The organism is Arthrobacter sp. 92 (genome assembly GCF_050260325.1).
Classification (GTDB): domain Bacteria; phylum Actinomycetota; class Actinomycetes; order Actinomycetales; family Micrococcaceae; genus Arthrobacter.
Genome location: NZ_CP189863.1, coordinates 840,459 through 854,623, shown reverse-complemented (window position 1 = coordinate 854,623; position 14,165 = coordinate 840,459). Strand labels below are relative to the sequence as shown.

The 14,165-nt window shown below is 65.6% G+C and carries 13 protein-coding genes and 1 tRNA gene; 4 read left to right on the top strand and 10 right to left on the bottom strand.

The window, feature by feature from the left end:
• Nucleotides 1-123: 123 nt before the first annotated feature.
• Nucleotides 124-1,374 (top strand): MFS transporter, encoded by a 1,251-nt coding sequence (locus ACP4XC_RS03985; protein ID WP_427173584.1) that lies wholly within the window; start codon nucleotides 124-126, stop codon nucleotides 1,372-1,374.
• Here the strand turns inward: ACP4XC_RS03985 and ACP4XC_RS03980 are convergent.
• Both ACP4XC_RS03980 and ACP4XC_RS03975 read right to left on the bottom strand, forming a co-directional pair.
• A complete protein-coding gene (locus tag ACP4XC_RS03980; protein ID WP_427173583.1) occupies nucleotides 1,334-4,201 on the bottom strand; it encodes a cation-translocating P-type ATPase in 2,868 nt (955 codons plus the stop codon). The genes ACP4XC_RS03985 and ACP4XC_RS03980 overlap by 41 nt on opposite strands.
• Nucleotides 4,202-4,296: 95 nt before the next feature.
• On the bottom strand, nucleotides 4,297-4,770 hold the full coding sequence (locus ACP4XC_RS03975; protein ID WP_427173582.1) for a hypothetical protein: 474 nt from the start codon (nucleotides 4,768-4,770) through the stop codon (nucleotides 4,297-4,299).
• Between the two features lie 202 nt (nucleotides 4,771-4,972).
• Between ACP4XC_RS03975 and ACP4XC_RS03970 the strand changes: the two genes are divergently transcribed.
• Nucleotides 4,973-6,004 carry a hypothetical protein gene (locus ACP4XC_RS03970; protein WP_427173581.1) on the top strand — a complete coding sequence of 344 codons (1,032 nt, stop codon included), beginning with the start codon at nucleotides 4,973-4,975 and terminating at the stop codon, nucleotides 6,002-6,004.
• Between the two features lie 39 nt (nucleotides 6,005-6,043).
• A complete protein-coding gene (locus ACP4XC_RS03965; protein WP_427173580.1) occupies nucleotides 6,044-6,283 on the top strand; it encodes a hypothetical protein in 240 nt (79 codons plus the stop codon).
• A 104-nt stretch (nucleotides 6,284-6,387) separates the two neighbouring features.
• On the opposite strand, the gene ACP4XC_RS03960 is transcribed toward ACP4XC_RS03965, so the two are convergent.
• From ACP4XC_RS03960 to ACP4XC_RS03930, 7 genes are all read right to left on the bottom strand, one after another.
• Nucleotides 6,388-7,233: an aldo/keto reductase gene (locus ACP4XC_RS03960; protein WP_427173579.1), complete on the bottom strand. Its 846-nt coding sequence runs from the start codon at nucleotides 7,231-7,233 to the stop codon at nucleotides 6,388-6,390.
• A 133-nt stretch (nucleotides 7,234-7,366) separates the two neighbouring features.
• A complete protein-coding gene (locus tag ACP4XC_RS03955) occupies nucleotides 7,367-7,819 on the bottom strand; it encodes a hypothetical protein (RefSeq protein WP_427173578.1) in 453 nt (150 codons plus the stop codon).
• Between the two features lie 6 nt (nucleotides 7,820-7,825).
• Nucleotides 7,826-8,455 carry a bacterial proteasome activator family protein gene (locus ACP4XC_RS03950; protein WP_427173577.1) on the bottom strand — a complete coding sequence of 210 codons (630 nt, stop codon included), beginning with the start codon at nucleotides 8,453-8,455 and terminating at the stop codon, nucleotides 7,826-7,828.
• A 159-nt stretch (nucleotides 8,456-8,614) separates the two neighbouring features.
• Nucleotides 8,615-8,818: a YbdD/YjiX family protein gene (locus ACP4XC_RS03945; protein WP_427175003.1), complete on the bottom strand. Its 204-nt coding sequence runs from the start codon at nucleotides 8,816-8,818 to the stop codon at nucleotides 8,615-8,617.
• Between the two features lie 13 nt (nucleotides 8,819-8,831).
• Nucleotides 8,832-11,132, bottom strand: a complete 2,301-nt coding sequence (locus ACP4XC_RS03940; protein WP_427173576.1) for a carbon starvation CstA family protein — start codon at nucleotides 11,130-11,132, stop codon at nucleotides 8,832-8,834.
• A gap of 146 nt (nucleotides 11,133-11,278) precedes the next feature.
• A complete protein-coding gene (locus ACP4XC_RS03935) occupies nucleotides 11,279-11,815 on the bottom strand; it encodes a PadR family transcriptional regulator (RefSeq protein ID WP_427173575.1) in 537 nt (178 codons plus the stop codon).
• A gap of 143 nt (nucleotides 11,816-11,958) precedes the next feature.
• Nucleotides 11,959-12,942 (bottom strand): NAD(P)H-quinone oxidoreductase, encoded by a 984-nt coding sequence (locus tag ACP4XC_RS03930; RefSeq protein ID WP_427175002.1) that lies wholly within the window; start codon nucleotides 12,940-12,942, stop codon nucleotides 11,959-11,961.
• A 122-nt stretch (nucleotides 12,943-13,064) separates the two neighbouring features.
• Between ACP4XC_RS03930 and ACP4XC_RS03925 the strand changes: the two genes are divergently transcribed.
• Nucleotides 13,065-13,152: transfer RNA gene (locus tag ACP4XC_RS03925), tRNA-Ser, on the top strand.
• Nucleotides 13,153-13,449: 297 nt separating this feature from the next.
• Here ACP4XC_RS03925 and ACP4XC_RS03920 read toward each other — a convergent pair.
• Entirely contained in the window at nucleotides 13,450-14,067 is a 618-nt protein-coding gene (locus ACP4XC_RS03920; RefSeq protein WP_427175001.1) for a DUF998 domain-containing protein, read from the bottom strand.
• Nucleotides 14,068-14,165 lie beyond the last annotated feature (98 nt).

Below are 14,165 nucleotides of genomic sequence, written 5' to 3'. Positions count from 1 at the left end.
GCTGCGAGGGGTCCCCTGCCAGTTCAGGGTGAGGCCGCGTCTTCGGGTGGAGCGTCTCTTGCCCACGGAAACCTTGTATTCCTGCCAGTGCTACTGAACGCTGGAGGGGTGAAGCCTCCGGAGGTGGCCAGGCGTAGATCATCGTGGAGCACGGTGGTCGGATTCGGACTGGTCAGCCTCGCCATCGACTCCGTGTCCGACGGCGCCCGCCCCCTCGCCGGTCCCCTCCTGGCCCAATTGGGCGCCTCCGCCCTCGTGGTTGGGCTAGTCACCGGAGGCGCCGAGGCTGCAGCCCAGGGTCTGCGGGTGCTGTTCGGGCCCTGGGCCGACCGCACCGGAAAATACTGGACGTTCACCCTGGCCGGGTATGCCCTGACCGCGCTCTGCATTCCGCTGCTGGCGCTGGCACCGGCCCTGGCCGCCAGCGGCCTGGTCCTCGCCTCCACGCTGATCGTGGGCGATCGGGTGGGTAAGGCGGTTCGGAGCCCGGCAAAGACAGTCCTCCTGGCCGCCGTCGCCAAGCCGATAGGCCGCGGGCGCGGTTTCGCCGTGCACAAGTCGCTGGATCTCGCCGGCGCGTTCCTCGGGCCCCTGATCGCCTCTGCGGTGATCGCGGCCACGGGCGCGCTCTGGCCCGCTTTCGCGGTTCTGGCCGTCCCCGGGGCAGCGGCGATGGTGTTGCTGTTCTGGTTGCGCCGGCACGTTCCGGATCCGGGCAGCGGCCGGCGTGACGCCGGAAGCGACGCTGAGGGTGAACCTGAACGTGGCGGCGGGACGCCCCGGGCTGACGCTTCGCGTGCAGCCAAGGGGTCCGCCAGGTTCCCGCCCAGCTTCCTCCTGTTCGCGGTGGCGGCTTTCCTGTGGAGCGCCGGGCTGGTGGCATTCGGGGTGATCTCCTTCCACTTAAGCGCCGACGTGGGCACACCGGTGTCGCTTGTCCCGCTGATCTACGCGGCGGCTATGGCCACGGCAGCACTGGGAGCGTTGGCCAGCGGGTACCTCTACGACCGGCTGGGCGGAGCCATCCTGCTTGCCCTTCCGCTCCTTGTGGCGATGGTGCCGGTGCTGGCCTTCTCCACCACGGCCGCGCCGGTCCTGGCCGGCGTCCTCATCTGGGGCGCCGCAACCGGCATTCAGGACTCCACGGTCAAGGCGCTGGTTGCCGATCTGGTGGCCGAACCCCGGCAGGGAACGGCCTACGGGGTGTTCGCGGCATTCGAGGGAGGCGGGGCCTTGGCCGGGGGCGCGCTCTACGGGGCGCTCTACGGGTCCCGTCCCCTACTGATCGCCGCGGTGGCCGTGCTGCAAGCCCTCGCCCTGGTCCTTCTGGCGGTCACCGTGCGGAAGTCGCCCCGCCCGGCACGCGACGCCTGAACCACCCCAGGTTCCGCCGCCGGCAAAAGTACTTCCGTAGCTCCCCGAACCACAACACGGCCGAGGCCAGCAACACACACACTCCCCAATGCGCGGCGTCCATTGATGTGGTCCCGAAGGCCTCCTGCATCCCAGGGAGCTCCACCACGGCAACCTGGAGCAGCGCCGCAACACCCACGGCACCCCACAGCCACCTGTTCACGAACAGCCGGTGAAAAGCGCTTGATGTCTCCGAACGGGAATTGAAGGCATTGAACAGCTGGGCGAAAACCAGCGTGGTGAATCCGGCGGTTCGCGCCAATTCCAGCGAGCCGCCGCCGTCGTCCTCGACGAGGCCTCCCGGGAGGAAGATATCGATGCTCAGCAGCGTCGCCAAAGCCATCACGAGACCGACCGACAGGATGCCATGCCACATCCGGCGCCCGATGATCCGATCCGTCACTTTGCGGGGCCTGCGCGCCATGACGTCGTCGATCTCCGGGTCCACCCCCATGGCGAGGGCCGGCCCGGAATCCGTGACGAGATTGATCCAGAGGATCTGGGTGGCCAGCAGCGGCACAGCCACGGTTTCGCCGCCGGCCATGGGCAGGCCCAACGCACCAGCAAAAACCACGCCCAAAAAGACCGTGAAAACCTCACCCATATTGGAGGAAAGAAGGTAGCGCAGGAATTTTTCGATGTTCTCAAAGATGACCCGCCCCTGGCGCACTGCGGAGACTATGGTGGCGAAGTTGTCATCAACAAGGATCATCTTCGCCGCCTCCTTAGTCACCTCGGTCCCGGTGATGCCCATGGCAATGCCGATATCCGCGGATTTCAGGGCCGGCGCGTCGTTGACGCCATCGCCCGTCATGGCCACCACGTTTCCCTGTGCCTGCAGGGCATCCACGATCTGAAGCTTGTTTTGCGGCGCCACTCTGGCGTATACCGAGGTTGAGTTGACCACGGTACGCAATCCACCGTCGTCCAGTAAGTCCAGTTCGGCTCCGGTGACCGGCCTATCCCCCGCCCGCGCTATCCCCAGGTCGACGGCGATGCGCGCGGCGCTCAGCGGGTGGTCGCCGGTAATCATGAGCACCCTGATTCCGGCGCGTTGCGCTTCAGCTACCGCTGCGGCGGCCTCCGCCCGGGGCGGGTCAATGATTCCCACCACCCCGATGTACACCATGGTGCTTTCATCCGCTTCGTCCAGGACCTCCGTTTCGTGCCGGTCCTCGTCCCCGAACCGGCGGTAGGCCACCCCCAGCGTCCTGAACGCCTGGGCGGAGAGCGCCTCAATATCGGCGAGCGCCTGCGCCCTCCGGTCCGGGTCCAAGGGAACAACGCCTTCGCCCAGCTGAAGACGGGTGCAGTGCTCCAGCAGGACGTCGGGGGCACCCTTGGTGAGCAGGGACAGGGTGCCCAGCTCCCGGTGGTGTGCAAGCGCCGACATGAGCTTTCGCTCCGAGGTGAAGGGCACTTCTCCGTGCCGTTCATATTCGCCCACCCGTTCGGTCACCCCCGCCAGCTTGCGTGCGGCCACGAGGAAGGCTGCCTCCGTGGGATCACCCTGAATTTCCCACTCGCCGTCGTGCTCCCTCAGCTGCGCGTTACTGGCCAGCGCGCCGCCGGCGAGCACCAGCCCCACCTCGTGCAGTACTGCCGGATCCGTGATTTCACGTCCATCTTGATGGACGTGACCTTCAGGACGGTATCCGACGCCGGTCAATTCCACTTCCCCGGACGCCGTGATGATCCGTGCCACGGTCATCTCGTTCCGGGTTAGCGTCCCGGTCTTGTCCGCGGCTATCACGGACGCCGAGCCGAGGGTCTCCACCGCATGAAGCTGCTTCACCACGGCGTTCCGTTTGGCCATGCCCTGAACCCCCAGGGCGAGCACCACCGAAAGGATCGCCGGTAGGCCTTCCGGGACAGCGGCGACGGCGAGCGAAACTCCCAGCAGGAGCACCGTCACCAGATCGCCCACGGTGGAGACCCCGTAGGCAGCCACCATGGTCACCATGACCACGACTGCGATGATGACAACGGTGGCGCCCAGCAGCCGGCTCACACCTGCGATCTCCCGCTGCATTGGTGTGGGCTCCGCCGCCGTCCGCTCCAGGAGTCCCGCGATGGCGCCCACCTCGGTCTCCATCGCCGTGCCCGTTACTACCGCCCGGGCCACTCCCCGCGAGACTGTTGTGCCCTTGTAGACCATGTTCAGCCGGTCGGCGAGCGGCACGTCCTGGCCCAGGGTCCTCTGGTTCTTGTACACCGGTTGGCTCTCTCCGGTCAGGGACGCCTCGGAAACCGCCAGGGCGCTGGCCGTGATCAGACGAGCATCGGCGCCCACGGAATCGCCCTCCGCCAGGACCAGGATGTCACCGCACACCAGTTCGGCTGAGGGGACGGTCGTGAGAATGCCATTGCGCAGCACGGTGGAGTTTGCCGCCGTCATGGATCTCAGGGCCTCGACGGCGCGTTCGGCCTTGTTTTCCTGGATAAAGCCAAGAGCTGCGTTGAACAGGACGACGGCGGCGATCACCACGGCGTCCACCGGTAACCCGGTGGCGCCTTCGACTACCCAGGCGCCGACGGAGATGGCGATAGCGGCCACCAGGAGATAAATCAGCGGGTCCCGGAACTGGGAGAGAATCCTCCGCCACACCGGGACCGCGGGCACGGTCCGGAGTTCGTTGGGTCCACCGCGCGCAAGCCGGCGGCCCGCTTCCTCCGCAGACAACCCCGTTTGCGGATCAACTGCCCAGGCCCCCAGTGCGTCGGCAGCCGGGCGCGAATGCCACACACCGGTCCGAAGGGGCGCAACCCCGTGACGGTTGTCCGTCATACCGCCCTCACCCGCATGACCTCAGACTCCGGCACGGGCTCGGCCGCCGCAAGGGGATAAGGACCCAGGACGCCGCGGTGGCAGAACTCAGCTGCCTAGCGGGCCCATACCGACACGGCCCCGGAGTGGCCGGTAACGATGCTCTGGTAGAGGAACAACAGGCCTACGACTACGCCGGCAACGAGCACCATGAGGTGAATGGCGCGATGCTCCCGCAGGCCGCCCAGAAAGCGGATCCGGCGTCCGACGGGCTCATAGGTGATGACCAGCATCGCCGCCACCACCAGGAAGAAGATCACGGCAACGTATTTGAGCACATCACCTTGTTCGGCGTGTTCGTGGACCAGCGCCGAGGCGGGTCGGATTTTTTCCAGTTGTTCGCCGGCCTGGGCGGTCAGGAGGGACAAGGGAACCAGCCCCAACGACAGCACCCCCAGCGGCCACGCCAGATACTGCCGTGCCCTCGCCCATGCGGCGTAAAGGATGGCGCCAAGGCCAGCCAAGGGCGCCAGGACAACCACGCCGTGGACGAGAAGTATGTGGGCGGGCAGCCCGGCAATTTCGAACATTAAGCATTTCCTTCAGTAAACGGACCGCATCCCAAAAGGTCTCTTCGGCCGCCAGCCCCGGAAGGCGGGTGCAGGGCCGATATTTCCCGTCATCGCCAAAGTATCAGCACAACCGGTGAATACCCGGGGTTGTGGCCGGGCCGGGGCCTTTCTTGGTGCGCCCTCTTGGTGGCGGACTGGGTGGGGAATCTATGATGCTCGCATGGACAAGCAGCTCCTGGGTGACATTGCCGCGCGTCTATATGCGGCGCCGCTGGAGGACTTCGTAAAGTCCCGGACGGCCGCGGCCAAGTCCGCGGCTTCCGGGGCGGGCCGCGGGTTTGCCGACGAAATCCGCGGACTCCCCAAGCCCTCAACCGCTGCCTGGGCCGTGAACATGCTCGCCGTACACCGTCCGGACGCCATAAGGCAGCTCACTGAACTCGGGCACGAGATGCGCAGCGCGCAGGCCAGCCTGGATGCCGCGGCTTTGCGGGTCCTCGGACAGGAGCGGCGGCGGCTGTTGGCCGCGGTGATGGACACCGTGCGTGCCGTCGCGGAGCAACAGGGCCGCCGAATCAGTGCCACGTTAGCGGCTGAGGTTGAGCAGACCCTGCGGGCCGCCACAGTGGACGAAGGGGCCGCGGCCGCAGTGCGGAGCGGGCAACTGCTCCGTTCGTTGTCGGCCGACGGTGTGGATGTGGTGGACCTTGCCGGTGCTGTGGCCGTTCCCTCCGCGCTGGGCGGGGTGTCCTCGGCGGCGAAGGCCGTCAGACCCCCCGGCCACCAGCCGCTACCCGGGCAGCTTGGTGGTACATCCGCGAAGTCAGGGACGGCACCCGCGCAGCCCGAATCAGAACCCGGGCCGCCCGAACCGGAATCCGGGCACCGGACGGACCAGCCCCGGCTGAAGGCCGTAGGAACAAAGCGGGCAGCCCCCACGCCGTCGGCCGTCCAGCGAGCTGTGGAGCGGGTGGCCGCGGCCGAGGCGGCGGCGGGTTCAGCCGCTGCCGCAGTGGCGGAGTACGAAGAGGAATACCAGGAAGCTTCGTCCGCGATGACGGCCTTGGAGAATGAAGACCGCAGGCTCCGGGACCGGCTGAAACGTGTGGGCGAAGAGCTGGAGCGGGCCCGAAAGCGGCGTGAGGCGGCGGCCGCCAACATGCAGCTCGCATCCCGTGCCGCCGAGAAGGGCCGCCGCGCCGAAGTGCTGGCCAGGGAACGGCTGCTGCGTCTTCGCAACACGCCGGACTGAGAATCCTTAATTGTCAGGGCCCGGTTGGACACTGGATTCATGGAGAAGAACCCGAACAGCAATCCGGTGGATCCGCAGGGACGCAATACCTTCAGCGCGGACTCCGGTGACGTGGAGTTTCACGTCACATACATCGACTCCGACGGCGGCCGCATTAGAACCGAGGCGTTCGAAACCGAAGCTGAGGCTCAGCGCTTCGCCAGCCGGATGGTCCTGGACGAAGACGGATGGGCCCTCGTCGATGCCGTCACCGTCCGGCAGGGCCGGCTGGCCGCCTGAGAGGACGCGGGCAGAAGGAGGGCCCCGCACTCGGCGAGTGCAGGGCCCTCAACTGTCAAGCAACTGTCAAGGCTTTGCCGCGGCGGGCAGAACCCATGCGCCGCCTACGCGAAGTCGGAAACGGCCGGGTCCGGTCCGATGCGGCCGGCGCCTTCGGCAGTGCGGTCCAGTCCGTCGATGGCCTCGATGTCCGAACCGTCCAGCGTGACCTCCAGCGCGGCGTAGTTCTCGCGAATACGGGATTCCGTCACGGACTTCGGAATCACCACGTTGCCAAGAGCCAGGTGCCAGGCGATGACAACCTGGGCGGGGCTGGCGTTGTGCTTGGCTGCGATGTCGGCGATGGTGGCGTGCTCAAGGAGCTCGCCACCCTGGCCCAGCGGGGACCAGGCCTGGGTCAGGATGCCCTTGGACGCATTGAACGCCCGCAGCTCGGCCTGGTTAAAGAACGGGTGCAGTTCCACCTGGTTGATGGCCGGAACAACGCCGGTCTCGTCGATAATCCGCTGCAGGCCTTCCGTGGTGAAGTTGGAGACACCAATGGACCTGACCCGGCCACGCTTCTGCAGCTCGATCAGCGCTTTCCACGTGTCCACATATTTGTCCTGCTTGGGCTGCTGCCAGTGAATCAGGTAGAGGTCCAAGGTCTCGATCCCCAGGCGTTCCATCGACGCCTCGAAGGCCTCAAGCGTGGACTCGTAGCCCTGGTCGGCGTTCCACAACTTGGTGGTAATGAAAATTTCATCGGCGGTGAGGCCGGAGCGCTGGATCGCACGGCCCACGCCTGCCTCGTTGCCATAGATCTTTGCGGTGTCGATGTGGCGGAACCCCGCTTCGAACGCCTGGACCACTACTTTTTCGGCTACATCGTCTTCAACCTGCCACACCCCGTAGCCGAGCTGGGGGATGGTGTTGCCGTCATTGAAAGTCAGTTCCGGAGAAAAAGTCATTGCTTCATCCTGCCAAGAAGCCCGCCTGCCCGCTACTGCAATGGCAGGGCTAAGCTAGGCGCGTAACCGGGAATAGCGCCCGTGCGCCAACCACGCTGCACGAGGCCATCGGGGCGGCGGGACGGGACGGCCGCTATTCCCGGGGCGGCTCAGCGAGGCGCCTTTCGGCGTCGGCCACCTGCTCAAAGACCGACTCGGCGCGGCGGCGCACGGAGGCAGCGCCCACCGGCACGGGTCCGACGGCGAGGCGCAACATCGCTGCAGCTTCGGCCGTTGTCGCGAGAGAGTTCCCGGCCTTGGACAAGGAGCGGTGGACGCCCGCCAGCGCCCCGGGGATGTCGAGGCCGTCGCTGGGCGAACGCCGCTGGGCCTCCACGCAGACGCTCCGGACCCTGGCGGACAGCCCGGCGAGCTCGTTGGCGATGTCCACGAGCTCTGCATAGAGCTGCTCGTCCTCCACGCCCTCCAGCACCTGATGGAAGCGGTCCAGTCCGCGGTGGAAGCGGTCGTGCGCCCGGCGCCACAGGCCTCTTCCGAGTTCAGCGTCGTCTTTTCGCCCTTGCCGGGCTGCTGCAAAAAATGCCACTTATCCCTAGAGGTACTGGCCTGGACCGTGGTCCGCCACGTCGGCCCCCTCGGATTCACCGCCGCGCCTGGGTGCATGGGCCCGCTGGGGCTCGCCGTTCTCCCCGATTACGACGCCGGGAGCGATCACCGTCCCGGGCGGAAGCTGGCGCAGCTGCAGCTGGGCCACCGCGTGGTCCCGCGCCGCGTGTTGGGCCGCAATAGCGGTCTGTATCCCGTGGAAGAGACCTTCAAGCCATCCAACCAGCTGGGCCTGGGCGATGCGTAGTTCCGCGTCCGAAGGCGTGGTGTTGTCCGGGAACGGAAGGCTGAGCCTCTCCAGCTCCGCCACCAGTTCGGGCGCCAGGCCGTCCTCGAGTTCCTTGATGGAACGATCGTGGATGGCAGCCAGACGCCCGCGCGCCGCGTCATCCAAGGGGGCGGTCTTCACTTCGTCCAGCAACTGCTTGATCATGGTGCCGATCCGCATCACCTTGGCCGGCTCGTCCACGAGGTCTTGGAGCTGCCCGCCCTTTGGCCGCGCGCCAGCTTCGGTGGCCTTGCTGGCCTCGGGTGTCGCGAAGGGTGTGTCGGGGCGGAGCGTAGTGCCCTCCATCGGGGTCTCGCCTGCGGGCTGAGTGTCGTTGGGATCGCTCATGGGTTCATACTCTCACGTGCCAGCCGCCGCGGCGCCAGTCCATTAAGGCCCTTGACGCCGAACGGGGGTACGGCGGATTGCTGGACGAGGCCGCCACAAAACCGAAGGCGCCACCGAACGTGTGAAACGTCCCATGGCGCCCTCGGCGATGCGGTCGAGTCAGCAGCACCGGCCCTGCGGGTTGCTGTCCTGCCGGTCTGTCCGGTCGCGCCAGAACTCCCGCTCGGTCATGTGCTCGCCCTGATGGCCGGAGTCCCGGTGGTGCTCCACGTACTTCCGGTAGGCATCAGCCCCCATGACGCCGCTGAGGTACAGGTTCACGTGACGGGCAAACCGGCGGATTCCCAACAGCACGGCGTTCAAGAGCCGCACCGCATTAATGGTGACCGGCCTTCTCGAAGCGCTTGTCAGCCGGAAGCTTGTTCCACTCGGCCAGCAGTTGGCGTTCAGCCTGGGTGGGAAGCAGTCCGGCCGGAGCGAACACACGGGACTCCCGGCGCGGATCCTCGTTGTCCAGGTTCGGAATACCCCGTGACGCGTTTCGGAAGGCCTTCACCGTGGCCACCACCGCAGTGATGATCACGATGATGCTGAGGACCACGAAGATCACCGACAGCCATCCTTGAATCATGGTGTTTCGGACCACGGCCTCCATTGCCGCAACGGTCTTGGCGGTGCCGAAGGAGGTCTTGCCATCGGCGAGGGCCTTGGAGAACGCGGCATTGTTGGCGAAATACCCCACGGCGGGGGTGGCGGAGAAGATCTTCTGGAAGCTGGCCGTGATGGTGACCACGGCGGCGAACACCAGCGGCAACGCAACAATCCAGAGGTATTTGAAGGATGCCCGCTTGGCCGCAATGGCCATGCAGACGGCCAGGGCGATCGCCGCCAGCAGCTGGTTGGCGATGCCGAACAGCGGGAACAAGGTGTTGATGCCACCCAGCGGATCGGTTACGCCCATCAGCAGCACCGCGCCCCAGGCGGCCACCATCACCGCCGTGCAGATCCATGCGCCAGGCCGCCAAGAGGCCTCCTTGAATTTCGGCACGAAGTTGCCGATGGAATCCTGCAGCATAAAGCGCGCGACGCGCGTTCCGGCGTCGACCGCGGTCAGGATGAACAGTGCCTCGAACATGATGGCGAAGTGGTACCAGAACGCCATCATGGCCGTGCCGCCGATGAACTGCTGCATGATGTGTGCCAGGCCCACCGCCAGGGTGGGTGCGCCGCCTGAGCGGGAGATAATGCTCTGCTCCCCCACGTCCTTGGCTGTCTGTGCCAGGTCCCCGGGGGTGATGTTCACGTTGGCCAGGCCCAGGCCGTTGACCCATTGGGCGGCCGTTTCGACAGTTCCGCCGGTGAGGGCAACAGGGGCGTTCATGGCGAAGTAGATGCCGCGGTCGATGGAGATTGCGGCCACCAGCGCCATGATCGCCACGAAGGACTCCATGAGCATGCCCCCGTACCCGATGAAGCGGGTTTGGCGTTCCTTCTCAATGAGCTTGGGGGTGGTGCCGGAAGAAATCAGTGCATGGAACCCCGAGAGGGCGCCGCACGCGATGGTGACGAACAGGAACGGGAAGAGCGCGCCCGAGAAGACCGGGCCGTTGTCCTTGCCGGCGAACTCACTGAATGCCGGGACCGTGATTTCGGGACGGACCACGATGATGGCAAGTGCCAGCATGACAATCACGCCGATCTTCATAAACGTGGAGAGGTAGTCACGCGGGGCCAGCAGCAGCCAGACGGGCAGTATCGCGGCGATGAAGCCGTAGATGATCAGGCCCCACGCGATGGTGACCTTGTCCAGGTGGAAGAACGCCGCGCCCCACTCGGTACCGGCCACAGCCCCGCCGCCGATGATTGCCGCCATCAGCAGCACAAATCCGATGACGGAGACTTCCATAACCTTGCCAGGCCGGAGGAAACGCAGGTAGACACCCATAAACAGCGCGATTGGGATGGTCATACCCACGGAGAACACGCCCCAGGGGCTTTCGCCCAGGGCGTTCACCACCACGAGGGCCAGGATGGCAACGATGATTACCATGATCAGGAGGGTTGCCACCAGCGCTGCCGTTCCGCCAATGACGCCGAGTTCCTCGCGCGCCATTTGACCCAATGAGCGGCCGCCGCGGCGCATGGAGAAGAACATCACCAGATAATCCTGGACAGCTCCGGCAAGGACGACGCCGATGATGATCCAGATAGTGCCGGGAAGGTAACCCATCTGGGCCGCGATGACCGGTCCCACGAGCGGACCAGCCCCGGCGATGGCGGCAAAGTGGTGGCCGAAGAGGACGTTGCGGTCCGTGCGGACGTAGTCCTTGCCGTCGGCCTTGTACTCCGCAGGGGTAGCCCGCCGGTCATCGGGCTTGAGGAGATACCGTTCAATGACCTTGGAGTAGAAGCGGTAGCCGATCAGGTAGGTGCAGACGGAGGCGAAAACGAACCAGATGGCATTGACGGTCTCCCCCCGCACGAGGGCGATCATGAACCACGCGACGCCGCCCAGGACTGCGATGGCAGCCCAGAGGGCGATCCTCGCCGGGGTCCACTTGCGCTCCTCGGCCTCCCGTACGGTTTCGTCCACCGCAGTGGGTGGAAGGGCGGGATCCGTTTCGGACCCTTCTTCCCTTATTCCGGCGCCTGCTGTTCCATCCGGCATTTTGCCCATGTCTCCTCCTCGAGAACCCCAACTGATTGTGAACCACCCCATGGCACCCTACCAATCGAGGGTGCGCAGGGACATGGGTTTGGGACTCGGAGCGCGGGCGCCTCGGCGAGCGGTCGGAGACCAGCGCCGAATGGCGGCGGGGGCGGCTAAGGGCCGGTGTTCGCCAACTGCGCCATCCGCGCTTCGCAAAGATCCAGCCAGCGGACCTCAGCCTCGGTCTGGAAGATCAGCGAGTCGAGCACCAGCAGCCATGCGGTGTCTGCCCTACGCGGGTTGGAGGAGGCGTCACGCCTGGACTTGGTGTAATCCTGAAGGGCTCTCATGGACGCCGCCCGCTGGGCTTGGATAATGGCACCAACATCCACGCCCGGCAGGGTGACAGCCAGGGCGAGCTTGATTGCGAGTTCATTCCTGGGAGGATTGGTGCGCGCCACGGGAACCTCGAACCACCGCTGAACCTCAGCGCGGCCGGCTTCGGTGATGCTGTAAACCACGTGGCCTTCGCCGTCACCGCCGTTATTCCTGATCAGCCCGTCACGTTCGAGCCTGTCGAGGGTGGTGTATACCTGCCCGATGTTCAGCGGCCACGCAGAGCCGGTGCGGTCTTCGAACTCCACCCTGAGCTGGTAGCCATAGCGCGGCTGGTCATGGAGCAGGGCGAGGAGACTATGGCGAATGGACATCTTGCCCCCTGGTGTCGTCAGACGACGGCATACACGCGCCCCCAAGACGCGTGCATACCGCGTATGGAATTACAGTAGCGTGATTTGCTGGAATCGGCAATACTCGGTATCCATCGTGTCCTCGGCCTCATCGGCATCCCGAGTTACATCACCAGCAGGACCTTGCCCACATGGTCGCCCGAGTCGAAGTACTCGTGGGCCGCCTGCACCTGGTCCAGCGGAAAGGACTTTGCGACCAAGGGCCGGATACGCCCGTCTGTCACCAGCGGCCACACGGCCTCCCGCACGGCGTTCATGATCACGCCCTTCTCTGCCACCGGCCTGGGGCGCAGCGCCGTGCCGATGATTGCGGCCCGCTTGCGGAGCAACAGCCCCAGGTCCAGTTCCGCCTTGGTCCCGCCCTGCAGCCCGATCACGATGAGGCGCCCGTAGTCGGCGAGCGCGTCCATGTTCTGCTGCAGGTACTTGGCGCCCACGACGTCGAGGATCACGTCAGCGCCGTGGCCGCCGTTTTGGGCGCGCAGGCTTTCCGGGAAGTCCTCTGCCGTGTAGTTGATGGCGATGTCCGCCCCGAGGAAGGCTTTGGCGGTGCCTACCTTTTCATCCGTTCCCGCGGTGGCGGCAACCGTTGCTCCGAACGCCTTGGCCAGCTGAATGGCCATGGTGCCGATTCCCCCGGTGGCACCATGGATCAGCACCGTTTCGCCCGGTTGCAGTTGGGCTGTCATGATGAGGTTCGAATAGACAGTGGCTGCCACTTCGGGCAAGGAGGCCGCGGTCACCACGTCCACGCCGTCGGGAATCCGCAACACCTGTTCCGCCGGCACGGCCACCTGTTGGGCGTACCCTCCCCCCGCCAGCAGCGCCACAACCTTGTCGCCCACCGTAAAAGGTTTGGAGACCCCGGGACCGAATCCCGCGATCCGGCCGGACACCTCCAGGCCCAGAATGTCCGAGGCTCCGGGTGGCGGCGGGTAGAAGCCCCTCCGCTGCTGGACGTCCGCCCGGTTGAGGCCGGCGGCGACCACGTCGATCAGTACCTCCCCGGGACCGGGAACCGGAGCCGGGACCTCACGGATTTCCAGTGCCTCCGGCCCGCCGGCCTTGTTAACGTAGACGGCCTTCATCGCGAACTCCCGTTTCCTCACTGATTACTGCCTCAAAAAAATAGTGTGCAGCAGCGCATGCCGTCCGCAAACACGGGCCGGTTTTTGTCGCAGCCAACTGCCTATGAAACACTACTCGGTAAGGAAGGTTGTCCGAGCGGCCGAAGGAGCTGGTCTTGAAAACCAGTGTGCGGTAACCCCGTACCAAGAGTTCGAATCTCTTACCTTCCGCGAGAACGCGGAATTTGCGCGGCTTTGAGGCCGGTTGAACCAATGAAAAAGTTGGTTTGGCCGGCCTCACTCGTTTCGCCCGTCTTCAGGTGTGGCCGATCGTCCCACTGGCCCGACCCTCCGGCCCCATCACGCCGCGGGTACTTCGGGTACTGCGTCAACGACGAGTCCGCGGCCAGTGTGTGCTGCGTTGCGGTGAGGGTGCTCTCCAGCGAACCTCCGGGGTGGTGCGGCGAGCACGGAGCACACATATGGGACTCCGCCCCCAATGTTCATGGCGATATTCACCGCGCGGCTCTACAATCGCGTTTGCGCGCCCAGTTCCCGACTTCGATAGACATGGCGCAGGCGGCCCGCGAAGACGAAGATCCAGGCCATGAACGTGACCAGGAGGACGCGCTGCACCAGGCCTTTCCACTCGAACAGCCCGCTCGCGGGCTGCTGGCTGAACTTGAGCAGGCCGATCCCGAGGCTAAGGACCACACCCGCGGCCAACGTCCAGCCAGCCAGAGGCCGCCAGAGCCGGTCAGTGCGGAAGCGCCGGTAGAAGACGAAGCAGCTTAGGGGGGCGAACGTGAAGAAGAGTGCCCCGAAGATGCCATGCACCACACCGTGCAAACTCGTCTGGTCGAACATCGACGACGGATCGGTGGTAAACGGTCCGGATACCATCAGGCTTACCCCCATGCACTGCACAAGGAGCGGTCCGGTCCGGGAAGCCGCGCCGGCATGGAAGTGGAGACGGAGTCCGCGACCGAACACCAGCATCAAGGCTCCGGTCAGCATGAAGTTGAGGATCTGGATCCAGCCGTGGGAGCCAAGTGACAATTCGCTGACGAACATGCCGGTCCAGGAATAGCCGGGGTGCAACCACGTCTGGGCGATGAAGAGGGTCACGAAAAGAACAGCCCCCATCATGCCCGCAACGCCGGCAAGCCCAACGCGCCGACTGCCGGTGCCCTGGTCCGGGACAGAGCTCGAGATCACAAGGTGAAGCCTAGTACGGAACCGCC

Bases quoted from the DNA above. Each gene is read 5' to 3' on its own strand.
- ACP4XC_RS03980 (WP_427173583.1), bottom strand. From the start codon at position 4,201: ATGACGGACAACCGTCACGGGGTTGCGCCCCTTCGGACCGGTGTGTGG.
- ACP4XC_RS03965 (WP_427173580.1), top strand. From the start codon at position 6,044: ATGGAGAAGAACCCGAACAGCAATCCGGTGGATCCGCAGGGACGCAAT.
- ACP4XC_RS03940 (WP_427173576.1), bottom strand. From the start codon at position 11,132: ATGGGCAAAATGCCGGATGGAACAGCAGGCGCCGGAATAAGGGAAGAA.
- ACP4XC_RS03960 (WP_427173579.1), bottom strand. From the start codon at position 7,233: ATGACTTTTTCTCCGGAACTGACTTTCAATGACGGCAACACCATCCCC.
- ACP4XC_RS03975 (WP_427173582.1), bottom strand. From the start codon at position 4,770: ATGTTCGAAATTGCCGGGCTGCCCGCCCACATACTTCTCGTCCACGGC.
- ACP4XC_RS03970 (WP_427173581.1), top strand. From the start codon at position 4,973: ATGGACAAGCAGCTCCTGGGTGACATTGCCGCGCGTCTATATGCGGCG.
- ACP4XC_RS03935 (WP_427173575.1), bottom strand. From the start codon at position 11,815: ATGTCCATTCGCCATAGTCTCCTCGCCCTGCTCCATGACCAGCCGCGC.
- ACP4XC_RS03950 (WP_427173577.1), bottom strand. From the start codon at position 8,455: ATGAGCGATCCCAACGACACTCAGCCCGCAGGCGAGACCCCGATGGAG.
- ACP4XC_RS03930 (WP_427175002.1), bottom strand. From the start codon at position 12,942: ATGAAGGCCGTCTACGTTAACAAGGCCGGCGGGCCGGAGGCACTGGAA.
- ACP4XC_RS03920 (WP_427175001.1), bottom strand. From the start codon at position 14,067: ATGGGGGCTGTTCTTTTCGTGACCCTCTTCATCGCCCAGACGTGGTTG.